This is a genomic window from Paenibacillus sp. AK002 (assembly GCF_053903045.1).
Window position 1 is genome coordinate 2,038,764 of sequence record NZ_CP096377.1, and the last position, 23,336, is coordinate 2,062,099.

23 protein-coding genes and 1 other RNA gene are annotated in these 23,336 nt (G+C 51.3%); 23 read left to right on the forward strand and 1 reads right to left on the reverse strand.

The genetic code is table 11. From position 1 onward, the window contains the following. Window positions 1-17: 17 nt before the first annotated feature. The 21 genes from floA (at window position 18) to M1D70_RS08810 (ending at window position 20,194) form a co-directional block, all read left to right on the forward strand. Window positions 18-1,025, forward strand: coding sequence for a flotillin-like protein FloA (gene floA / locus M1D70_RS08710; RefSeq protein WP_009590804.1), 1,008 nt, complete (start codon window positions 18-20; stop codon window positions 1,023-1,025). A 129-nt stretch (window positions 1,026-1,154) separates the two neighbouring features. Beyond that, window positions 1,155-1,622, forward strand: a complete 468-nt coding sequence (locus tag M1D70_RS08715; RefSeq protein ID WP_433939028.1) for a hypothetical protein — start codon at window positions 1,155-1,157, stop codon at window positions 1,620-1,622. A 193-nt stretch (window positions 1,623-1,815) separates the two neighbouring features. Then, the gene (gene yqfC / locus M1D70_RS08720; RefSeq protein ID WP_009590797.1) at window positions 1,816-2,109 is read left to right on the forward strand and encodes a sporulation protein YqfC; all 294 of its coding nucleotides are present in this window, start codon (window positions 1,816-1,818) and stop codon (window positions 2,107-2,109) included. Beyond that, window positions 2,106-3,299: a sporulation protein YqfD gene (yqfD, locus tag M1D70_RS08725; protein WP_456289647.1), complete on the forward strand. Its 1,194-nt coding sequence runs from the start codon at window positions 2,106-2,108 to the stop codon at window positions 3,297-3,299. The genes yqfC and yqfD overlap by 4 nt, the downstream gene beginning before the upstream one ends. 6 nt (window positions 3,300-3,305) lie before the next feature. After that, window positions 3,306-4,277, forward strand: coding sequence for a PhoH family protein (locus tag M1D70_RS08730; protein WP_009590792.1), 972 nt, complete (start codon window positions 3,306-3,308; stop codon window positions 4,275-4,277). A gap of 14 nt (window positions 4,278-4,291) precedes the next feature. Further along, entirely contained in the window at window positions 4,292-6,592 is a 2,301-nt protein-coding gene (locus M1D70_RS08735) for an HD family phosphohydrolase (protein WP_009590791.1), read from the forward strand. A 2-nt stretch (window positions 6,593-6,594) separates the two neighbouring features. Next, on the forward strand, window positions 6,595-7,092 hold the full coding sequence (gene ybeY, locus M1D70_RS08740; RefSeq protein ID WP_009590805.1) for an rRNA maturation RNase YbeY: 498 nt from the start codon (window positions 6,595-6,597) through the stop codon (window positions 7,090-7,092). Then, window positions 7,092-7,475: a diacylglycerol kinase family protein gene (locus M1D70_RS08745; RefSeq protein ID WP_456289648.1), complete on the forward strand. Its 384-nt coding sequence runs from the start codon at window positions 7,092-7,094 to the stop codon at window positions 7,473-7,475. Before ybeY ends, M1D70_RS08745 begins: the two co-directional genes overlap by 1 nt. 21 nt (window positions 7,476-7,496) lie before the next feature. Further along, window positions 7,497-7,904 carry a cytidine deaminase gene (cdd, locus tag M1D70_RS08750; protein ID WP_009590810.1) on the forward strand — a complete coding sequence of 136 codons (408 nt, stop codon included), beginning with the start codon at window positions 7,497-7,499 and terminating at the stop codon, window positions 7,902-7,904. Window positions 7,905-7,976: 72 nt separating this feature from the next. Further along, on the forward strand, window positions 7,977-8,879 hold the full coding sequence (gene era / locus M1D70_RS08755; RefSeq protein WP_456289649.1) for a GTPase Era: 903 nt from the start codon (window positions 7,977-7,979) through the stop codon (window positions 8,877-8,879). A 138-nt stretch (window positions 8,880-9,017) separates the two neighbouring features. Then, window positions 9,018-9,158, forward strand: coding sequence for a YqzL family protein (locus tag M1D70_RS08760; RefSeq protein ID WP_009590824.1), 141 nt, complete (start codon window positions 9,018-9,020; stop codon window positions 9,156-9,158). A 36-nt stretch (window positions 9,159-9,194) separates the two neighbouring features. Then, complete coding sequence (gene recO / locus M1D70_RS08765) at window positions 9,195-9,950, forward strand: DNA repair protein RecO (RefSeq protein WP_009590819.1); 756 nt, start codon at window positions 9,195-9,197, stop codon at window positions 9,948-9,950. Between the two features lie 361 nt (window positions 9,951-10,311). Then, entirely contained in the window at window positions 10,312-11,199 is an 888-nt protein-coding gene (gene glyQ, locus M1D70_RS08770) for a glycine--tRNA ligase subunit alpha (protein ID WP_456289650.1), read from the forward strand. Beyond that, a complete protein-coding gene (glyS, locus tag M1D70_RS08775; protein WP_456289651.1) occupies window positions 11,192-13,267 on the forward strand; it encodes a glycine--tRNA ligase subunit beta in 2,076 nt (691 codons plus the stop codon). The genes glyQ and glyS overlap by 8 nt, the downstream gene beginning before the upstream one ends. Before the next feature lie 214 nt (window positions 13,268-13,481). Continuing rightward, complete coding sequence (locus M1D70_RS08780; protein ID WP_009592134.1) at window positions 13,482-13,958, forward strand: YaiI/YqxD family protein; 477 nt, start codon at window positions 13,482-13,484, stop codon at window positions 13,956-13,958. A gap of 41 nt (window positions 13,959-13,999) precedes the next feature. Then, window positions 14,000-15,817 (forward strand): DNA primase, encoded by a 1,818-nt coding sequence (dnaG, locus tag M1D70_RS08785; RefSeq protein WP_009592131.1) that lies wholly within the window; start codon window positions 14,000-14,002, stop codon window positions 15,815-15,817. Between the two features lie 42 nt (window positions 15,818-15,859). After that, the gene (rpoD, locus tag M1D70_RS08790) at window positions 15,860-16,990 is read left to right on the forward strand and encodes an RNA polymerase sigma factor RpoD (RefSeq protein ID WP_036666181.1); all 1,131 of its coding nucleotides are present in this window, start codon (window positions 15,860-15,862) and stop codon (window positions 16,988-16,990) included. Window positions 16,991-17,252: 262 nt separating this feature from the next. Then, a complete protein-coding gene (locus M1D70_RS08795) occupies window positions 17,253-18,011 on the forward strand; it encodes a tRNA (adenine(22)-N(1))-methyltransferase (protein ID WP_456290409.1) in 759 nt (252 codons plus the stop codon). Next, window positions 17,987-19,102 (forward strand): Nif3-like dinuclear metal center hexameric protein, encoded by a 1,116-nt coding sequence (locus M1D70_RS08800; protein WP_456289652.1) that lies wholly within the window; start codon window positions 17,987-17,989, stop codon window positions 19,100-19,102. Before M1D70_RS08795 ends, M1D70_RS08800 begins: the two co-directional genes overlap by 25 nt. An 88-nt stretch (window positions 19,103-19,190) precedes the next feature. Then, window positions 19,191-19,597: RNase P RNA component class A (gene rnpB, locus M1D70_RS08805), an RNA gene on the forward strand. A gap of 318 nt (window positions 19,598-19,915) precedes the next feature. Further along, window positions 19,916-20,194 carry a hypothetical protein gene (locus tag M1D70_RS08810; protein WP_015734209.1) on the forward strand — a complete coding sequence of 93 codons (279 nt, stop codon included), beginning with the start codon at window positions 19,916-19,918 and terminating at the stop codon, window positions 20,192-20,194. Between the two features lie 68 nt (window positions 20,195-20,262). Here M1D70_RS08810 and M1D70_RS08815 read toward each other — a convergent pair whose 3' ends face one another. After that, window positions 20,263-22,191: a S8 family peptidase gene (locus tag M1D70_RS08815; protein ID WP_456289653.1), complete on the reverse strand. Its 1,929-nt coding sequence runs from the start codon at window positions 22,189-22,191 to the stop codon at window positions 20,263-20,265. Window positions 22,192-22,447: 256 nt separating this feature from the next. Between M1D70_RS08815 and M1D70_RS08820 the strand changes: the two genes are divergently transcribed. Further along, a complete protein-coding gene (locus M1D70_RS08820; protein WP_009592128.1) occupies window positions 22,448-22,954 on the forward strand; it encodes a YpuI family protein in 507 nt (168 codons plus the stop codon). A 138-nt stretch (window positions 22,955-23,092) separates the two neighbouring features. Then, window positions 23,093-23,317: a DUF1540 domain-containing protein gene (locus M1D70_RS08825; protein ID WP_006209042.1), complete on the forward strand. Its 225-nt coding sequence runs from the start codon at window positions 23,093-23,095 to the stop codon at window positions 23,315-23,317. The last annotated feature ends 19 nt before the right edge of the window (window positions 23,318-23,336 follow it).

Below are 23,336 nucleotides of genomic sequence, written 5' to 3' on the forward strand. Positions count from 1 at the left end.
TTGGAGGGTAAACGAATATGGAATTGGATGGTTCTTTGGTACCGATTCTTCTAATCGGGGTTGTCGCGATTATCCTGCTTAGCGTGTTTTTCAGTTTTTTCCCGTTAATGCTCTGGATCTCGGCGCTCGCTTCCGGCGTGCGCATCGGGATTATTACATTGGTGGCCATGCGCCTGCGGCGCGTAACGCCAAGCCGGATTGTGAATCCGCTCATCAAGGCAACCAAGGCAGGACTTGGTCTTAACATCAACCAGCTGGAGAGTCACTATCTAGCAGGTGGTAACGTAGACCGGGTGGTCAATGCCTTGATTGCAGCCCAACGTGCGAATATTCCGCTCGAGTTTGAAAGGGCTGCTGCGATCGACCTTGCCGGACGCGATGTACTGCAGGCGGTGCAAATGAGCGTTAACCCGCGCGTGATCGAAACGCCGGTAGTAGCAGCCGTAGCAAAAGACGGTATTGAAGTCAAAGTTAAAGCACGTGTAACGGTACGTGCCAACATTGACCGTTTGGTCGGGGGTGCTGGCGAAGAGACGATTATTGCTCGTGTCGGTGAAGGTATCGTAACGACGGTAGGTTCCAGTAATTCGCATAAAGATGTTCTTGAAAATCCGGACCTGATCTCAAGAACGGTTCTGTCCAAGGGACTCGACGCAGGAACAGCGTTTGAGATTCTGTCTATTGATATCGCGGACGTGGATGTAGGCAAAAACATCGGTGCTTACCTGCAGACCGAGCAGGCCGAAGCCGACAAGCGCATTGCCCAAGCGAAGGCGGAAGAACGCCGCGCTATGGCAGTAGCCCAAGAGCAGGAGATGAAGGCTCGCGTCGTAGAGATGAGAGCACGCGTCGTGGAATCGGAATCTCAAGTTCCGCTGGCGATGGCAGAAGCGCTTCGCAGCGGCCAGCTGGGCGTGATGGATTATATGAACCTGAAGAATATCGAAGCCGATACGCAAATGAGAGGTTCCTTCGGTAAGATGGGTGAGAATAATGACAACTCCGGAGACAACAAAACCAAGTAACCACGATGAGGTGAGCCTATAGTGAGCTGGTTAATCGAAAATTTTTACATTGTAGCTGTTATAGGCTTCTTCATTATCTCCGCCCTCGGAAGAAGGGGAAAGAACCCCGAGGAGGGGAAAAACCCTCGTATGCCATCCTTCGGCGGCGAAGGGGACCGTCCTGCAAGACCGGGGCAGCAGCGGTCACAGCGGCCTGAAGCAAGACGGGTACAGACGGCTCCACAAGTCTCCCGTCCGCCTGTTCAGGAAAGCACCCGGATCGAGCGGTTGGATGAAGAAGAAACGGATACCGGGAACGGATACTCTCTTGAACATCAAGAGATTGATCGAGCGAGACGTGAGGAAGAGATGAGGTTCCACCCTGACAGCATAGATCATAGAATCGAGATGATGGAGAAGGACTTGAACCGGATTCACTCTAATTTGAATCGGATGACCATCGCTTTACCTGAAACTGTTGTCGAAAGCCAAGATGAAGATCGCGAACAGACTAGGAGCAGTCGATCGAATCTTGCAGAACAGGCTCGAAACGGCATTGTTTGGGCCGAAATTTTGGGACCCCCGCGTGCCAAACGCTCCATGAACTCTCGCCGGTAATCTTCGGACGCTTTGAGGGGTTTCAGAAACTAAGATTGGGTGAGTTTTACGAAATTGGCTGCTGTTAATAGATTCATAGAAGCGGGAGACCGCCTCGTCAGATTTTTGACGGGGCGGTCTTTTTACTTTTCATCTCATAAAACGGCTGCCTGGGGCATAAGGTGTACAGTACAGGAAGGGGGAAAGTCTCCATATGTCCCGCATCAGCCGCAAGCTGCAGAAATGGACCCAAGAAATGCTTGATTTGCCACAGGACCTGTTATTTGATTTACCGCGGTTGACCCTGATTGGCAATAAAGAGCTGCATATCGAAAACCATCGCGGAGTCCGGCATTTTTCCGAGGAACGACTTGTGTTGTCATTAACGCAAGGTTCTTTGGAGATTTCCGGGACCGGGCTTGCGATTCAGGCCATTCAAAGCCACGAAGTGACCATCATTGGCACCATTCATAATATTCAATACATAGGATTGGGGGAGAAACCGTGAAGATTCCGACGATGATCCATCTTCGAGGATATTTGAAGCTCGCCGTTCGCGGTGAGCATGTGGAAGCATTCATCAATTCATTGGCGGAGGCCGGGATCCCGGTTTGGGACGTAACACCGACAGCGGCGCATTCAGCAGAGTTTAAGCTGCTGCTGAAAGATTTCAAAGGGCTCCGTCCGCTGTTAAAACGGACAGGCTGCCGTACGCGCATCAAGGAGCGGTTTGGTTATCCTTTTCAAGCACGACGTTTGTTCAAACGCAAAGCTTTTGTTATCGGCGTCGTTGCGTTTTTTATGATTCTGCTGACGCTTTCGTCCATGGTATGGAACGTGGAGGTCGAGGGCAATGAAACGATTGCGTCGGAAGATGTACTGGATGCGGCCAAACAGGAGGGCATTTATCCGTTTCAATGGATATTTAAGCTGCAATCGATGGACAAGCTGTCCGGCAATTTGACCGTCCGTCTTCCGGGAACCTCTTGGGTAGGGGTGGAACGCAACGGGACGCGCATACGCATTCAGATCGTCGAGGCAGCCGTGCCGGAGAAACCGCCTCTCCAGAGCCCAAGGCATCTGATCAGTACCCAGGACGCGGTAATTACTCAAATGTACGCAGAGAAGGGGGTTCCTAAAGTAGGGATCAACAGCCGCGTGAAGAAGGGCGACATTCTGATCTCCGGGGTTCTTGGGGATGAGGAGAATTCGGAGAGAGTCGTAGCCAAAGGGGAAGTAAGGGGCCTGGTATGGCATGAATACGATATCGAAATTCCGTTGGTAAAAACGCATAAGGTCTATACGGGCGAAGGAAAGAAGCGCTCCTATATCGTGTTCGGGGATCGTGCCGTTCAGTTGTGGGGCTACGGGGAGATCCCGTATTCGCAGCAGGAGACCCTGACCTTCTATGATCCGCTGACTTGGAGGACGCGCGTGCTGCCGCTCGGCTGGATGACGGAAAAAATCATGGAGGTCACCGAGGTCCAGCGGACCATTACCGAGGATGAAGCCAAAAAAGAGGGAATCGAGGGGGCGCGCCGTGATATTTTGGCGAAATATGGGACCGATTCAAGATTCGTAAGCCAAAAAATTTTGCATGATAAGAAAGAGAATGGTAAAGTTTATATGAAAGTGCTTTTTGAGGTGGAAGAGACCATCGCGAAAGAACTTCCCATAGTATACGATCAAGGAGAATGAGGCTATTTGTCACAGCAAACGACCAGCATTCAAATTTTACTTCAAAGCGCGTCAGAAGGTCTGTCCTTATTCGGACCACAAGATACATTTCTAAAATTAATCGAAAAAGAGATTCCTGCGACGATCGATTCACGGGAAGCCGTCATCACGATTCGGGGACAACATCGAAATGTGGAGAGTCTTCAGCAGCTGTTTGAAGTGCTGCTCCAGCTTGTGCGCAACGGCTACATTTTGACCGAGCGCGATATTCTTTATGCTGTAGAACTTGCCAAGGATCTGAGAGCCGATCAGCTGCTGGATCTGTACAAGGGCGAGATTACGACAACCTTCAAAGGTAAGCCTATTCGAGTAAAAACCATCGGCCAGAAGCACTATGTGACCACCATCAAGAAGCGGGACATCGTATTCGGCATCGGTCCTGCCGGAACAGGGAAGACCTATTTGGCCGTCGTTCTGGCCGTAGCCGCGCTGAAGGAAGGATCCGTCAAAAGGATCATTCTGACAAGGCCCGCAGTGGAGGCCGGAGAGAGCCTGGGCTTCCTGCCTGGAGACCTGCAAGAGAAGGTTGACCCTTATCTGAGACCTTTGTACGATGCCTTATACGACGTTATGGGCCCGGATCAAACGGCCAAGGCGCTGGAGCGCGGGTTGATCGAAATCGCGCCGCTCGCGTACATGCGCGGACGGACGCTGGACGACTCGTTTATTATTTTGGATGAAGCACAGAACACCACGCCGGAACAGATGAAGATGTTTCTGACACGGCTCGGATTCGGTTCGAAGATGGTCATTACAGGGGACGTGACCCAGATTGACCTGCCGCGGGGGAAAAAATCAGGACTTATCGAAGCTAAAACGATATTAAGCGGAATTGAGGAAGTCGGATTCGTCTATTTCGCCGAACAGGATGTTGTACGTCATTCCTTAGTACAAAAAATCATCGTCGCTTATGATAAAGCAGCAGAAAACCAAGATTAAAGGGGATTGTCGCAATGGCCTCCAAAGAACCATCGACGGACAAGTCCATGTGGAGTAAAAACAGCGGATGGAAATATAGCGTGGCAACACGCTATATTCTGTTTCTGCTGCTTGCTTTGCTCTTTTATATCAGTCTAGCATCCAAGCTTTTGCCGGAACGCTATGACATCCAGGTCAATACGAAAAGCGAAAAGAATATCGTGGCGCCCGTTCAAATCGAGGACAGCAAGGCGACGCTGAAGGCACAGGAGGCGGCGGCGGAGAACGTCCAGCCGATTTACCCTCTCGTCCCGCTGCGGAACGACGTTCTGGTTACGCAGATCCTTGACCGCATTGAACGGTTGAACCAGGACGTGGATATCAGCTCCGCCGAAAAGGTGGAAATTTATCGCAAAGAAATTCCGCGGATGGCCAGAGAATTCGTGCAAAATTTCGTGTCGGCCAACAGCACGAATGAAGCCTACTCCAAAGAGCTGCTTCAGGAAATGCAGCGGGTTATCGAAGAACAAACCTATCGGATTCCCGAGGAAACGTTCATTAAGATACCGCGGTTGAATTCGGAAGATATTATCCAGATGAAGCCCGTAGCCCGCGAGATCGTCTCCAGGCTGATGCTGAACGAGATCGTGGATGCCGACACGGCCCGCACCCGCGTGGCGGAACGAGTGAACACCAGCTCGTTGAACGATCGGACCGCCAGGGAAGTCGTTCAGGAACTGGCGAGCTTAACGATTACGGCCAACAAGTTCTATGACGAGGTCGCCACGAAGAATGCGAAGGTTGAAGCTCGCGAGAATACCCCGCCCGTCTTTATCAAACAAGGGGACATCCTTGTGGCAAAGGGTCAGCTCATCACGCCGGAGCTGTACGAGCTGCTCGGCAAGAACGGGCTGCTGAAGGACGACATCAACTATTGGCCGGAGCTTGGCGTTTTGCTCCTGTCCGTTTTGCTGTCCCTCGGCATACTGACGTTCATCCGGCAGTCGGAGCCGGGCAAATTCAAATACAACAACTCGCAGCTGCTGATGCTGGTCCTGGTGTACGTCATCACGCTGATCACCATGCATTTGACCGCATTTCTGCAGAGCGATTCCCAGATGTACGTGGGGTATTTGGCGCCTGTCGCGATCGGCGCGATTCTGGTTACCCTGCTGCTGGAGACCTCGCTTGCCTATTTCAGCGTCATTATCTTCAGCATCATGGCAAGCGTCATATTGAACGTTCAAGGGGAACTGTTCGACTTCAAGTTCGGGTTATTCGCAGCCGTGACTTCCTGCGTGGCAATCTTCTCGATCCACCGCGCAAGCCAGAGGTCGACGATGCTGAAGGGCGGCATCATGGCTTCTCTCTTCGGCGCCTTGATCGTGTTCATTATGCTGCTGCTCAATAACGACACGTGGACTACGACGGAAACGCTGTATTCGATCGGCTTTGCCATCGCGGGCGGACTGTTAACGGCGATCCTGGTTATCGGGCTCATGCCGTTCTTTGAAGTCACCTTCGGCATTCTCTCGGCGCTGAAGCTGGTTGAATTGTCAAATCCGAACCATCCGCTGCTCCGTAAACTGCTGACAGAGACGCCGGGCACATACCATCACAGCGTCATGGTCGGTAACTTATCCGAGGCTGCTGCGGAAGCGATTGGCGCCAACGGACTGCTGTGCCGCGTCGGTTCTTATTATCACGATATCGGAAAAACCAAGCGCCCGATCTATTTCATCGAGAATCAGAACAATATGGAGAATCCGCATGATTCCATAGAACCGAAGCTGAGCAAATCCATTATCGTAGCGCATGCAAGGGATGGCGTGGAGATGCTCAAGGAGTACAAGCTGCCCAAACCGATAAGGGATATTGCGGAGCAGCATCATGGCACCACGTTTTTACACTATTTCTATCATAAGGCGGTTCGCCAGGCGGAAGAGCAGGGCGTCGAGCCGGATTTCACGGAGGATGATTTCCGCTATCCGGGGCCGAAGGCCCAATCCAAGGAGTCTGCGATTGTCGGCATCGCCGACAGCGTGGAAGCGGCCGTCCGATCATTGCGTAAGCCAACGGTCGAACAGGTCGAATCGATGATCGAGAAGATTATCAAGGGGCGTCTGGATGACCATCAGTTTAATGATTGCGATTTAACGATGAAGGAACTGGACATCATCGCCAAGACGTTAAAGGAGACGGTGATGGGGATTTTCCATTCCCGGATCGAATATCCGGAGGATGTGAAGCGTCCCAAACTGCCCGCGCCGAACGGCGAAGGCTCGACCGCATCGGAGACGTCCGCAACGAGTGAGGAACAGAGAAGGAGCGTATAAGAATGAGCCTGCAGCTGGCATGGAATAATGAACAAGAGGATTTTCAGATTAGCGAGGAATTGATCGCCCTGCTTGAAGCGATTCTGCAGAAGGCCGGAGAGGCTGAAGGCGTAACCGATGGCGAGGTTGATCTGACCTTTGTCGATGATGAAGGGATCCATGAATTGAACCGGGAGTACCGGGGAATCGATCGTCCGACCGACGTGCTCTCCTTTGCAATGAATGAAATAACGAACGATGAGCTCGAGATCATTTATGAGCTGGAAGAGGGAGAAGAGCTGGAGAGCGTGCCGGATGTACTGGGCGATATCATTATTTCGGTCCCCCGGGCGAAGCTGCAAAGCGAAGAATACGGTCACTCCTTGGAGCGTGAGCTGGGTTTTCTGTTTGTTCACGGATTTCTTCACTTGCTCGGATATGACCATCAGGATGAGGCAAGCGAAGCCGAAATGATGGGCAAACAGGAAGCCGTACTTGCCGAAGTAGGATTGACAAGATAGTGAAGCCGCACAGACAATCGTTATACAGGGCTTTTAGATGCGCTATACGAGGCATCTTGACGGCTGTACAAACGGAACGCAATATGAAAATCCACATTGCTGCTGCCTTGATCGTGTTCATCGCAGCAGCTTTGCTGCAATTGGATCGAATCAGCTGGTTATTTTTGCTATTGGCGGTTTCCATTGTATTCATTGCGGAGCTGGTCAATACCGCGGTGGAGGCCATCATCGATTTGATCTCGCCAGATGAACATGAGTTAGCCCGGGTGGCTAAGGATACGGCAGCCGGTGCAGCATTCGTTGCAGCGGCGTTTGCCGTCGTGATCGGCATTCTGGTCTTCTATGAACCGGTATGGGAATGGATACAATCTTTAACAAGCTGAACGATATAGGAGGAACTAGATATGGATGCAGGTTTGTTGATGCAAGAAGCGATTAAAGCGCGCACGCGGGCGTACATTCCTTATTCGAAATTCGGCGTGGGAGCGGCCCTGCTGGATTCTCGCGGACAGGTGCATTTGGGCTGCAACGTGGAGAATGCCGCCTACGGACCGACCAATTGCGCGGAGCGCACGGCATTGTTCCGGGCGATTGCCGACGGTCATGAAGCGGGGAGCTTCCAAGCGATTGCCATCGTTGCGGATACGGACGGCCCGTGCACGCCGTGCGGCGTATGCCGACAAGTGCTGGTGGAGCTGTGCAAGCCGGATATGAAGGTCATTATGGGCAACATGAAGGGCGACATCAAGGAGACGACCGTCAGCGAACTGCTGCCGGGGGCGTTCGGTCCATGGGATTTAAACAAGCAGTAAGACTCCAAATCATATTGTATGGAATCATGTAGTACACAACACGCAGATACGGAACCGTAACGGAGGCATGGTATGAAAAAAAAACAATTTAAATCCGGTTTTGTGGCAATTATCGGTAGACCTAACGTAGGCAAATCGACGCTGATGAACCAAGTGATCGGCCAGAAAATCGCCATCATGTCGGACAAGCCGCAAACGACAAGAAACAAAATCCATGGCGTTTATACGACCTCGGATTCCCAAGTGGTCTTTCTGGATACGCCGGGCATCCATAAGCGTCAGTCCAAGCTCGGAGATTATATGAACCAGACCGCTTTGAGCACATTGGGTGAGGTTGAAGCGGCATTGTTCCTGGTTGACGCGTCCGAGGGCATCGGCGGGGGAGACCGGTATATCGCCGAGCAGCTGCAGAAAATCAAGACGCCGATCATCCTGGTGATGAACAAAATCGACAAGATTGAGCCGCCCGCTCTGCTGCCTCTGATCGAGCAATATCGGAAGCTGCATGATTTTGCAGAGATCGTCCCGATTTCCGCGAAGCTCGGCAGCAATGTGAACACGCTGCTCGAGCAGATCCAGAAGTATTTGCCGCCAGGTCCGCAGTACTATCCTGAGGACCAAGTGACGGATCATCCGGAGCAATTCGTATGCGCCGAGCTGATTCGCGAGAAAATTTTGCACATGACCAGGGAGGAAGTGCCTCATTCCATCGCAGTCACCATCGAGGATATGCGGGTCGAAGAGAACGGTACCGTCTATATTTCCGCCGTTATTTTCGTAGAACGCGATTCCCAGAAGGGCATCATTATCGGCAAGCAGGGGGCGCTGCTTAAAGAAGTGGGCAGACAGGCCCGCCAGGATATTCAAAGGCTGCTGGGGTCCAAGATTTTCTTGGAGCTCTGGGTTAAAGTAAAAAAAGATTGGCGCAATCAAGAACGCGTTCTTCGCGATCTCGGATTTCACCGCGGGGAATAATGAAGCCGGTGCAGATTCGAGGAAAATCATACGCGGCAGCCGCCTGCCAACAATTGCATTTCATAAATCTGCTCTAGAGGCACATCCTAATTTTCGTAGATGATGCAGACGTCATTTCCGAAGAGAGGATGAATACGAATGCGAGATTTTTCGTGGAAGTATTTTGCGATGACTGGAGATGTCGATGCGTATTTGCTGTATAAGGAAGCCGAGGGTGAATCGGTCCTTGCAGCTGCATCCGTTGAAGACGAGGCGGCCCCGAATGAAGAAGACGAGTAATCATTGGTTGTTCCAGGAATGGTTGGGGGAAAGCGCATGCTATATCGGGCGGAAGGGATTGTCATCCGCAGCATGGACTACGGTGAAGGGAACAAAATCATTACACTTTGCACCAAAGAATCGGGCAAGGTAGGCGTGCTGGTCAGAGGAGCAAAGAAGGTGAAAAGCCGTCATGCTGCTCTGACGCAGCTGTTTACTTATGGAGAATATGTGTTCTTCCGGAATGGTACCGGGCTTGGCAACTTGAACGCCGGCGAGATTATGGAATCTCACCACGGGCTCAGGGAGGACCTTGTAAAAGCCGCCTATGCTTCTTATGCCTGCGAGCTCTTGGATCGGGTGCTGCAGGATGAGGAGACGGGCGCTTTTTGGTTTCATCAGCTCAAGGCCTGCCTGGAAGCCCTTCAGGAGGATAAGGACCCCCAAATTATCATCAATCTGTATGAGATGAAAATTTTGCAGGCTGCAGGGTACGGGCCGGAGCTGGATGTTTGCATTTCATGCAATCAATCCAGAAAAGACGAAGATATGCTGGTGAGCCCCCGCCTTGGCGGCGTGCTGTGCCGTTACTGCAAACATCTGGATCCGCCGGCGATGGCCATCTCGCCCAGAACGCTGAAGCTGCTGCGCCTGTTTGGACGCCTGGACCTGAGGCGGCTGGGCAATGTAGACGTAAAGGACGAAACGAAGGCCGAGCTCAAAAAAGTCATGCGAGCGTTGATGGATATGCAGCTGGGGCTGCGTTTGAAATCGCAAAACTTTTTGGACCAAATGGACAAGTACAACATTTGACGTATAGTATCGAATGAGGTATTATATTTATCAGTTTATTAGTTTTTTGAATACTGACATGCATTGAACGGGAAAGTAGTGAATAATCGATCCAATGATAGCGAGCCGGGGGCGGTGGAAGCCTGGCGGGAGATATTCATGAACAGGGCACTCGGGAGCATGGTGTAACGATAAAGTGGGTTTTGCTTATCGCCGGAGATCGTCGGCAGCGAAAGCAAGGCCAAGTAGGGTGGAACCGCGGGAAGCTACAGCTCTCGTCCCTATGTCTGTACAACAGGCGTAGGACGAGAGCTTTTTGTTGTACAGAGAAATGCAAGCATGATGGATTGGATTCGAAAAAGAAAACAAAGGAGCTAAAATCATGAATTTCCAGCAGATGATTTTGACGCTGCAGCAATTTTGGGCGGAACAGAATTGCATCATCGTGCAGCCGTACGACACGGAAAAAGGCGCCGGTACGATGAACCCGATGACGTATTTGCGTTCGATCGGGCCCGAGCCGTGGAACGTGGCTTATGTTGAGCCTTCCCGTCGCCCGGCCGATGGCCGCTATGGGGAGAACCCGAACCGTTTGTATCAGCATCACCAATTCCAGGTCATTCTCAAACCTTCCCCTGACAATATCCAGGAGCTGTATTTGGAGAGCTTGAAGCGTCTTGGCATCAATCCGCTTGATCATGACATCCGTTTTGTTGAGGACAACTGGGAAGCGCCAACGCTCGGTGCATGGGGCTTGGGCTGGGAAGTATGGCTCGATGGTATGGAGATCACGCAGTTTACGTACTTCCAGCAGGTTGGCGGCATTGACGCCAATCCGGTGGCTGTGGAGATTACCTACGGCATGGAGCGCCTTGCATCCTACATCCAGGATAAAGAGAACGTGTTCGATCTGGAGTGGGTAAACGGCATTACCTACGGAGACGTGTTCCATCAGCCGGAATTCGAGCATTCGAAGTATACCTTTGAAGTGTCCGACGTGAAGATGCTGTTTACGCTGTTTAACATGTACGAGGAAGAAGCGAATAAAGCGATGAACCAGCATCTGGTGTTCCCCGCTTATGATTATGTTCTGAAATGCTCGCACACGTTCAACCTTCTGGATGCCAGAGGCGCGATCAGCGTAACGGAGAGAACGGGATACATCATGCGCGTGCGCAACCTGGCTCGTCAGGTAGCTGCCACGTATTTGGAGGAGCGCGAGAAGCTGGGCTTCCCGCTGATTAAGAAAGGGGGCGCAGAGCATGTCTAAGGATTTATTGTTTGAAATCGGCCTGGAAGAAGTGCCGGCGAGATTTCTGCGCGCCGCGATGGAGCAGCTTCAGGACAAGTTGGTCAAATGGCTGGATGCTTCCAGAATCGCGCATGGCGAAGTCACGGCATTTGCTACCCCGCGCCGCTTGGCGGTATGGGTTCAGAACGTTGCGGATAAACAAGAGGACGTCAGCGAGGAAGTGAAAGGGCCTTCCCGCAAGATCGCTCTTGATGACAGCGGGCAGTGGAGCAAGGCGGCTCTTGGTTTTGCCAAAAGCCAGGGCGTTGATCCCGAGAGCTTTACGTTTAAGGAGCTCGGCGGAGTCGAGTATATTTACGTGACGAAGAATAGCGTCGGCGTGGATACGAAGTCCATCCTGTCCGAAGGGTTGCTTGGAATACTGACTTCGATGACATTCCCGAAAAACATGCGCTGGGGAGCGCACGAATTCAAATTCGTCCGTCCGATTAAGTGGATGGTCGCGATGCTCGGCAGCGAGACGGTAGATCTGGAAATTACGGGCGTGAAGGCCGGTAACGTAACTCGCGGGCATCGTTTCCTTGGCGGAGAAGCCGTAATTCCGGAAGCATCTGCTTACCGCGACGTGCTTCGCGAACAGCATGTTATCGTCGATGTGGATGAGCGCCAAGAGATGATCGTTTCGCAAATCCAGGCGCTGGCCCAGGAGAAGGACTGGAATATCGCGATCAAGGATGACCTGCTTGAGGAGGTATTGTTCCTGGTTGAAACTCCAACCGTGCTGTACGGATCGTTCGACTCCTCATTCCTTCATATTCCGCAGGAAGTATTGATTACGTCCATGCGTGAGCATCAGCGGTATTTCCCGGTGCTGGATAAGCAGGGACAATTGCTTCCGTATTTCGTAACGGTTCGCAGCGGGGACAGCCGCTCCCTCGACGTGATTGCGAGAGGAAACGAGAAGGTGCTGCGGGCCCGGTTATCGGATGCGAAATTCTTCTATGAGGAAGACCAGAAGCTTCAGATCAAGGATGCCCTGTCGAAGCTGGAGAGCATCGTTTTCCATGAAGAGCTGGGGACGATCGGCGATAAAGTCCGCAGAATCCGCCGGATTTCGGATCAGTTGTCCGCGAAGCTTAACGTTTCTGCAGACGCAGCGGATTCCGTGAGCCGTGCGGCCGATATTTGCAAATTCGATCTGGTGACGCAGATGGTCTATGAATTCCCTGAATTGCAAGGGGTCATGGGAGAGGATTACGCAAGAAAAGCCGGTGAGAAGGAGCATGTAGCCAAAGCGGTGTTTGAGCATTACCAGCCTCGCTTTGCCGGCGATTCGGTGCCTTCCACGATGGTGGGTTCCATCGTGAGCATCGCGGATAAAATCGACACCATCGTGGGATGCTTCTCCATCGGTATTATTCCGACTGGCTCCCAGGATCCTTACGCACTTCGGCGTCAGGCTGCGGGCATCGTTCAGATCATTTTGGAGCACAAACTTCCGGTGACTTTATCCGACGTGTTCGGCGTGGCGCTCGAGGTTCACGAGAACATTCGCGTATTGAAGCGATCGACGGACGAAATCCGCAAAGACCTTAAGGAGTTCTTCGGGCTTCGCGTGAAGAAGCTGTTGTCCGAAGACCAGCGTTATGATGTGGTGGATGCGGTTATTACGGCCGGATTCGATCATGTGGTGTCCGTCGTATCCCGCGGCCATGCGCTGATGAATGCCGTGGAGAGCGTCCAGGATTTCAAAACGACGGTAGAGTCCTTCAACCGGGTCAGCAATTTGGCTGCCAAAGCGGGTAAGGCCGCTGTCAACGCCGAACTGTTCACGGAATCGGAAGAAAACAAGCTTTATGAAGCTTGGAACGCGATTCGCGCAGATTACCATGCCGCGCTGCAGGCAGCGGAGGGCGAACGTTCGCTGTCCTTGCTGAGTGGACTAAGGGAGCCGATTACCGGGTTCTTTGATTCGGTGATGGTGATGGCTGAAGACGAAGCGGTTCGGGCCAATCGCCTTGCGCTGCTCTCTGGAATCGACGGTGATCTGAAGCAGTATGCCGATTTCACGAAATTGGTGTGGTAGTAGTGACAGCATGATTTTGCAAATGGTATAATGTATTGTTCAGTGAAAGCGACAGCCCGCGGTTCAGCGCGGGATGGCGCTTTCGCTATGAACGGACGGATTCAAGCATGGGCAAGGTCATTGTTTATTTGGGCAGCAGGATTTTAATCGGCCAAAGACGTATATAATAATATACAGCATAATAAGGACCCAAGATTAAAGATAAGAGCCGGTGATGCGTATGAACGAAAGCTCCATTTCGATCGTGGTTGACGGGGATGCTTGTCCAGTCAAGAAGGAAATCGCAGAGACTGCTCGTGCATTCCGTGTGCCGGTGCTGCTTGTTTCTTCCTATGATCATCTGCTGCAAGCCGAAGAAGGGGTTACGACGATCCAGGTGGACCGGAGTGATCAAAGTGCGGACCTCTACATCGCCAACCACATATCCAGGGGGGATATCGTGGTGACGCAGGATTATGGACTGGCTGCGCTAGCGCTTGCCAAATCATGCCACGTGATCTCCTTTCGCGGACGTATTTTCCATAATACGGATATTGATTTCATGCTGGATTCCCGTCATCATCAGGCGAAGGCGAGGAAACAAGGAAGGTATGGCAAAGGGCCCAAGAAACTGCTTGACGAAGACCGGAGGTTTTTTCAACATAAACTGACAAAACTTTTGCGTGAATTGCAGGAGAATGTCCACCCGTAGCGAATACTATTTACGTGCCAAAAGAGATGAAGGTGGTTTGGATGAGTACCGGACAAGGCAATATTCCGGATGATGTCATTGAGGAAGTACTGGCCAAAAGCGATATTGTGGATACGGTCAGCAAATACGTGCATCTTACCAAACAGGGGAAATACCTGAAGGGCTTATGCCCGTTTCACTCAGAGAAGACTCCTTCCTTTACGGTTACACCGGAACGCCAAATCTTTTACTGCTATGGCTGCGGTAAGGGCGGAAACGCCATTAAGTTTAGAATGGAAATCGAAGGATTTTCTTTTCCCGAAGCCGTCAAGACAATGGCAGAAGAGAATGATATCTCGTTGCCGGAAGGTCAAGGAGTTCCCGTAATTCCTCGTAATCCGGAAAAAGAACGTTTGATTGAAGCGTATGAGCTTAGCGCCAAGCTGTACCATTTCCTGCTGAAGAATACGGAACATGGTACGGAAGCCATGAAGTATTTAAGAGCCCGCGGAATGAACGACAAGATGATTGATCAGTTTCAAATCGGTTATGCGCCAGATCGTTGGGACACGCTGGTTCAGTTCCTGACCAAACGCTCCTTTGACTTGAAAGAGATGGAAAGAGGCGGTTTATTATCCGCAAGACATGAACAAGAAGGCTATCTCGACCGTTTTCGCGGACGAATCATGTTTCCGATACATGACCGCAGCGGCAAGGTCATCGCGTTTGCTGGCAGAATACTGGGGGACGGTCAACCGAAGTACCTGAATTCCCCGGAGACACTTCTATTTAATAAGAGCCGCACATTGTACAACCTGCACCAGGCCAAAACATCCATACGCAAATTGCGTCAAATCCTATTATTCGAAGGATACGGCGATGTCATTTCGTCATGGGAAGCAGGACTGCACAACGGCGTGGCAACGATGGGAACCTCTCTAACGGAAAACCAAGTGGCAATCATGAAATCGGTGGCTGAAGAAGTTGTTGTTGTCTATGATGGCGATAAAGCCGGCATGGCCGCCGCGTCAAAAGTCATTCCAATGCTGGAAGGCGTTGGTCTCAAGGTACGAATCGCTTTGGTGAACGAAGGAATGGACCCGGATGATTATATCCGCAAGTTCGGTCCCGAGCGTTTCAGGCATGTGGTGGAAACAGCCGTTTCAACAACAAAATTTAAACTTATATATCTGAAGAAAAACCATATACTGCTAGAAGAAGATGGTAAAATTGCGTACGCCAAAGAGGCACTGCCCATTATCGCCGTACTGAATTCCTCAACCGAACGGGAGGTTTATTTGAGGGAATTATCCTCCGAGCTTCATCTTTCCTACGAAAGTCTTAAGCAGGATTGCAATCTGCTTCGGCAATCGATGCAAAAAAAGATGGGCGATGGGGATAATAAGGAAAAAAGGTGGAATAATGGTAGGCATAAAAAAGGGCGCCAGCCCGCCCCGGCACTTCTGCCTGCTTACCATGCTGCAGAACGGCGGCTGCTGTCGCTGATGCTGCAGGATGCGGAGGCCGCGCGATACGTTGGCGATCGCCTGGGAGAAGCGTTTAATATTGAAGATCATGCGGCAATCGCTGCTTATCTATATGCTTTTTACGCACAGGGCAAATCTCCGGATATCAGCCGTTTCATGTCATCGCTCCAAGACGATCGTTTGGAAATGACGGTCAGCTCGATCATGATGATGGAAGCACCCGCCGAGTGGAACGTTCAAGTGCTCGATGATTGCATACGCGAGGTGCTGAAATTTCCGCAGCAGAGAGAGATCGACCAGAAAAAAGAAGAAATGATAAAAGCGGAGCGCTCAGGTGATTTTTTGCGAGCCGCGCAAATTGCAAGTGAGATTATCGCCCTAGAAAGACAATGAAGCCCCGCGCATTGCTGTTTCTAGGGAGGAGGGAGTCGAATGATGGCGAATGATCAGCATACTGAACTAGAAACGGAATTTACGCTGGATCAAGTCAAGGATCAGTTGATTGAACAGGGTAAAAAGAGATCCGTATTAAGCTATAAAGATATTATGGAGAAATTGTCGCCATTTGATCAGGACACGGAGCAGATGGAAGAGTTCTATGAGCAGCTGGCCGACCTGGGTATCGATGTGGTAAATGAAAATGACGAAGAGGGCCCTCACCGGCAATCGGGAGATTCCGAATCCCATGATAATGAGGATTTTGGATTTGACGACGATCTTTCACTGCCTCCGGGGATCAAGATTAACGACCCGGTTCGGATGTACCTGAAGGAAATTGGACGGGTTCCGCTGTTGTCCGCGGATGATGAGATTGAGCTAGCCAACCGGATTGAACAGGGAGATGAAGAAGCCAAGCGCCGTCTGGCCGAAGCCAACCTGCGTCTCGTCGTAAGTATTGCGAAGCGTTATGTGGGTCGTGGAATGCTGTTCCTGGATTTGATCCAGGAGGGCAACATGGGTTTGATCAAAGCCGTGGAGAAATTCGATTACAAAAAAGGCTTCAAATTCAGTACGTATGCGACTTGGTGGATTCGCCAAGCGATCACGCGCGCGATCGCGGACCAGGCCCGTACCATCCGTATTCCCGTGCATATGGTAGAGACCATCAACAAGCTGATACGTGTATCCAGACAGCTTCTGCAGGAGCTTGGACGTGAGCCTTCGCCGGAGGAAATTGCTGCAGAGATGGAACTCAGCGTTGAGAAGGTCCGGGAGATCATGAAGATTGCCCAGGAGCCGGTTTCGCTGGAAACGCCGATCGGCGAAGAGGACGATTCCCATCTTGGGGATTTCATCGAGGATCAGGAAGCACTCGCTCCTGCTGACGCGGCTGCCTACGAGCTCCTGAAGGAACAGCTCGAGGACGTGCTGGATACGCTGACAGAGCGCGAGGAGAATGTCCTTCGCCTTCGTTTCGGACTCGATGACGGCCGCACAAGAACGCTGGAAGAGGTCGGCAAAGTATTCGGCGTTACGCGTGAGCGGATACGGCAGATCGAAGCCAAAGCGCTCCGTAAGCTTCGTCACCCGAGCCGCAGCAAACGGTTAAAGGATTTTCTCGAATAGCTTAATCCACGGACCTTCTGCAGTAACGCAGCAGGTCCTTTTTTTCGAATGCAAGCAGGGTGAATGACGTTTCTTGGTTCTGGAATTTCTTCCTGCATTTGTTGTATTGGTCTTTATTTTAGCTCTTTTCCAGACCCATTGCAAATGACCTGGCACCAGGTTGGTTTGCCGGATTTGCGGGTTTGCAGTTTGGTATCGTGTCTGTTAGGGTAATGGATAGATCGTGGATGGAACGAAAATATGGAATGTAAGGGTGTCAGCATTGAAATTATCAAGAAGATTAACGAAAATTCTGGAGAAGATTCCTCGCGGCAGCAAACTTGCAGATATCGGTTCGGATCATGCCTTGCTGCCCGTAGCTGCCGTGGAGTGCGGAGCTGCGGTTCAAGCTGTCGCCGGTGAGGTAAATCCAGGCCCATATGATGCGGCCGTCAAGCAGGTCATCGAATCAGGGATGACCGATGTCATCAGCGTGCGAAAAGGGGACGGATTGAATGTGCTCTCGGCCGGTGAGGCGGACGTTATTACCATTGCCGGCATGGGCGGCAGCCTGATTGCAGCGATTCTGGATCGCGGGATCGAGAAGCTGGCCGGCGTTCGCAGGCTTGTTTTACAGCCGAACGTGGGAGAGGACATTTTGCGCAGATGGCTGCATTCCCATGGCTGGGTGCTGATCGAGGAATGGATCCTGGAGGAAGACGGGAAAATTTACGAGGTGCTGGTCGCCGAGCCTTCGGATACAACCGGCCTGACGAATGAACAGGTATACAAGGAAAGGACGATCGGAGACGGTGTCCGGCTTTCCGCGGACTGGCTGTTCCGTATGGGACCTTGGTTGACGCAATCCCCGAGTCCGGTTTTCCATGATAAGTGGACGTCGGAGATGGAGAAGATGGGGTATATACTTCAGTCGCTATCGCGTTCGGATCTGCCCGCGGCGGCCGATAAGGCGAGCGAGATTCGATCGGATATCGAGTTTATTCAGGAGGTGCTGGCATGCTTGCCAAAGGACAAACCGTAATTCAATTCATGGAACAACTGGCCCCCAAGCACGTGGCCGAACCCGATGACCGGATCGGGCTCCAGCTTGGAACTTTGCAAAAGGACATCCGCACGGTGCTGATTGCACTGGACGTGAATGACGAAGTGGTGGATGAAGCCATTGAGCTTGGGGCCGACCTGATTATCGCGCATCATGCGATTATCTACCGTCCGCTGAAGCAGCTGCAGACGGATACGCCGATGGGCAAGGTATACGAGAAGCTGATCAAACACGACATCGCGGTCTATGTAAGCCATACGAATCTGGACGTAACCGAGGGCGGCATGAACGATTGGATGGCGGAGGCGCTGGGCATCGAGGACACGTCGCCCATCCATGACATGCATAACGAGCAGCTGTCCAAGCTGGTGGTGTTTGTTCCGAAGAGCCACCATCAAGAGGTGCTGGATGCCGTGCTCGGAGCCGGCGCAGGCTGGATCGGAAATTACAGCCACTGCAGCTTCAATATCGAGGGCTTCGGCACCTTCGTTCCAAGAGAAGGCAGCACCCCTTATCAAGGCAAGGAAGGGAAGATGGAACGGGCAGACGAGGTCCGGATCGAAACGATCGTTCCCCACACGATTAAGAACAAGGTCATCCAGGCTATGCTCAAGGCGCATCCTTATGAAGAGGTTGCCTACGATCTGTATAACATGGACTTGAAGGGAAGATCCCTCGGTCTTGGACGTGTCGGAAAGCTGAAGGAGCCCCTGACGCTGGCTGAGCTGGTCGACGTGGTAAAAGTGAAGCTGGAGGTCCCTCATGTTCGCGTAGTAGGAGAACTCGGCCGTACCCTACGCAAGGCAGCCGTTATAGGCGGATCTGGAGGACGCTACATGATGAAGGCGCTGTTCCGGGGAGCAGACGTGCTGGTAACGGGGGATGTGGATTATCATACGGCACAGGACGCGCTGGCCGCAGGACTTACCATCATTGATCCGGGCCACAATGCCGAGAAGATCATGAAAGTCAAAGTTGCCGAGTGGATGGAGCAGAAGCTGCAGGAGCATAAGTACGAAACCCGGGTCGTGGCTTCCCGCATCAATACGGAGCCGTTCCAGTTTGTTTGATTTCGGAATGGGAAAATAATCAGCTGTTGTTAATGTTTAATGGTTGTGTACCGCATGGAATCACGATATAATATGTAATGTTGTCCGGAAAGTTTGACAGACAATCGCTGGCGGCCTCAAAGCCGCGAGAGGAAAGTCCGGGCTCCATAGGGCAGGGTGCTGGATAACGTCCAGTCAGCGCGAGTTGAAGGATAGTGCCACAGAAATGGACCGCCGATGGCCGCCTTAGGGCGGCACAGGCAAGGATGGAACCGAGGTGTAAGAGACCCCGAGGAACGCTGGTGACTTCGTTCCTGGTAAACCCCACCTGGAGCAAGACCTAATGGGACGCAGTCTCCTTCGAGGAGACAGCCTTAGCCCGAGGCGCGTCCGGGTTGGTCGCTTGAGCCGATTAGCAATGATCGGCCTAGATAGATGATTGTCGCTTATGGTGGCAGGGTAGTTCCCGCTATGACCACGAAGAGCACAGAACCCGGCTTACGGAAAACTTTCCCAACTGCACAACGTTTATGAATATGCTATGGTACAAACGCGTATTTTCTTTTCACTCTTTGCGGGGTGTACAGGAAATGCGCGTTTTTTCAAGCATCAGAAAGTATAAACTTCGAAGCTTGGGTCTTCCAGATATCGCAAGAAAAACTTCCTCTAACCGCTAACCGCGGTCTGTCTTCTGAAAAAGTACGTCGATAGACGTTTTTCTTCTGGATTTGTGAAAATATTGGGAGATCATGTGCCCTGTACGGATAATCGTCCATACCAAAAAGCCCTTGGGATAATAAGCTATAATCATCAACGGAAAGGAGATGCAAACACATGTCTTGTCATAACGATTATCCATGTCCTCCGGTGTCCCCGATTGTGTGCGATCCGATTGTAGTCGTGAGAGACCACTATGTACCGCAAATCGTACCGGTTATTCATCCTATAAAAGTGGTGGATAAGATTCACTGCGTCCCGGTAGAAAAACATCTGTACACGTACAGCGAAGAGGAAGTCGTAACCGAAAATGGAGGCTATGGCGGCGTTACGGTATCCGGCAAGCGTTCCAAGAAAGCTACAGTGCGTACCAGCCGTACCCGCCGGAAGAAATAAACAAGGCGGCATTGCCTCGGATCATGAATAAAGCAGCCAACGCGAGAGGGCGGAAGCTGCTTTATTCTTTATCTTTTATTCGTTGAGCCGTTTAATTTGCGGAGCTCTTGTTCCAGATTGCGAAGGGTACGGCCGGGCCACATTTGAAGAGGCACTTCAGGGGCGCCAACCGCTTTCAAGGACTGGAAGATATCGATCTGACCGTGACCGTAATATTTATCCCTTCCCTTGTCGCCGAGATCCACCGCTTGGTTGATCATGACGTCCATGACCTCTTGATTGGTCAGGTCAGGGTTAAGGGAACGGATAAGCCCCGCCATGGCGGCTGCATGGGGACTTGCCATGGAGGTCCCGGACAGAGCGGCATATTGATTTCCCGGGAAGGTGCTTGCGATATTGGTCCCTGGAGCGGCCACATCGATGTAATCGCCGTAGTTGGAATATTCCGCCCGCTTCTGATTGGAATCCGTTGCGGCGACAGCCAGCACCTCCGGATAGGCGGCAGGATAGCCGGGACGCTCCGTGTTGTCGTTGCCTGATGCGGCAACAAGCACAACGTCGCGATCATACGCGTATTTGACGGCATCATGCAGGAACTGGGAGTCCGCATAGTTGCCAAGACTCATATTGATCACCTTGGCTCCGTGATCCGTGGCCCAAATAATGCCCTCCGCGACGGCATAGGTTGTTCCCGATCCGGATCCGTCAAGCGCCTTAACCGGCATGATTTTGTTGTACCAGCTAACGCCCGCAACGCCTTCGCCGTTGTTGACCAGGGCACCGATGATGCCGGCTACGTGCGTCCCGTGCCCCACATCATCCAGCGGCTGTTTGTCTTTCTCGACAATGTTGTACCCTTCCACCAATTGTCCGTCCAAATCGGAATGCTGAAGATCCACCCCAGTGTCAATTACGGCGATGATGACATCTTCGCTGCCTTTGGACAGATCCCAGCCCCGGTTTGTCTCGATGACGGGCAGATTCCATTGATATTCCGAAAACAGGAGATCATTCGGAATATTGACTTGGGCATTCGCCCCATCCGTGAAATCCGAGTTAACCCGGGATTGAGGGCTGCGATCATTGGTTAAATAAATGTAGTGAGGCTCCGTGTATTTGATTTTCCACTTTTGCTGGAAATAGGAGCGAAGCTTCTGGTAATCCATTTCTTTGGAACGGAAAACATAGGCATAACCCAGTTTCCTTGGCGTTTCGCATGATATTTCCCTGGAGATATCCAGCAGCTGCTGCTTTGACGGTTCATTTTGAAAGGACACCACGATTTCATTTTCGTAAAAATGACTGGCCTTTTCATTATCATGGCCGGTTTTGACGGTGATGTCGGAGAGGGTATCCGCATGGATGGACTCGACCCGGAATTTGCCTTCCTTCGGATACGGAATTAAGCGGAGATTCCGCTTCTGGTGATTGCTTACCTCTTGGAGCACGGCTTGATTGACCAGGGCGGCAGCGCCATATCTGCCATCCTTGGACGGTTCGGCCACAACAAAATAAGGCTGCCCTGCCGCGTTGAATTTGGGGGAATCGTAAGCTTCCCCGCGTTTCAGTTTCTGCTGCGCCAGTTGAAAATGATGGGCGATCCGATTTTTGTCTGTTTTGCTCATTTTGGGAAGCTGGCCTTGAATGTCCGCCATTTTATTTTCCTTGAGGTTATACCAGCGTACTTGCTGAAAATGCTTGTGCATTTTTTGCTCTTTCTGCGTATACGCCTTGACTTGCCCCGCACTGCGCAAAGCGTCATTGCTCAGCATTTTGCGGAGGTGTCCCCTGGCATCGAGACGGTTTAATTGATCCGTTGCCTGGATATCGCCCAGCATGGTAAAATGCTTGGCCTTGTTCTCCTGCTGGGGTTTTAAGGGCCGTGACGGTTCAGCCGTTGGAGCCGGCTGTTTCGATCCGGGGATGAACAGCAAGATCAAAAGCGCGCCAATAACTGACGCTGCCCCTATAATGCTCCAAAAGGTACGAGATTTCACATATTTTCCTCCTCGCCGCATTTCAGGATTGTAAGTAATCTTAGCGTGGGAAGAGTGTATCCTTTTTATGCGTGCAAGAAATCTTTAGCCAATAAGAGTGAATACGCCAAAAAAATGTACTAAAAATAACCTTGTAAGTGTATTCATGATAGGGATTTCGTTATCCCAAAATTTGTGTTAGGATAGTACATATTAGCATGACCGTCAGGCCATTTTGGCCCGCAGGGTCACGACCATTTAAGGGGGATCTATCGTAATGCCAGCAGACAATCTTCAGAAATTATGCTCAGAATCCAGAGAAAAGTTGAAATCTGCTATTTCGATTATGGAAACGTTTTTGAATGAACATGCTTTATCTCAATTGGTAACGGAACAGGACGAGGAAACCGTTCACTTTTACAAAGGATTTCTGTCGGATGTTCGCCATTTGCTCGTATTTTCTGAAGTTTCCTATGAGAAGCTAGGCGTTGTACAGCGTCGCCCTAATTTTGATATCGATTTTGCCGAGAAGGCTTTGTATAATTTGTATCATCGCTGCGTGAACAGCTTCTTCTATCCCAAAAACGAAAGTTATTCCGAAGATGGTCGTTACGCCTACACCGGACAGGATGCCATCCGTTTCCGGAAGAAGCCGGTACGTCCCGCACGTGACGTCATCATGAACATTACCAAGATTTATGAAGAGCTTCGCGACGATCTTGCTTATTACGAGAGCGATTATTTGACGGAGCGCCGGATGCAATCCGAGAGAAGCCACGCTTAGTATAATTATGGAAGACTCAAGAGATGCCAACTGTTGGCATCTCTTTTTTGCGTTATGCGCCTAAGGCACCAACTGACAATCGTTCTCGTGCATACCGGCCATAAACATAGGAAAAAATGTTGACGAGGTGATGCTAAAATGGCCAACGAAGCCAAACCATTAGTGAAGTGCAGTGTCAGCAATTGCCATTACTGGGGAGAACAAAATTTATGTCATGCCGAGATGATTATGATCGAGATTGACCGTCATGCGAATGTGAAACTTAACGAAGAGTATGGGGCAGAGCCTTACGTAGACGATCATCAGGATGTTGCTGACAAGTCTTCCGAGACCTGCTGTCTGACCTTCAAGCCGAAGGGCTGACGGGCAGAAGCCCCGGATA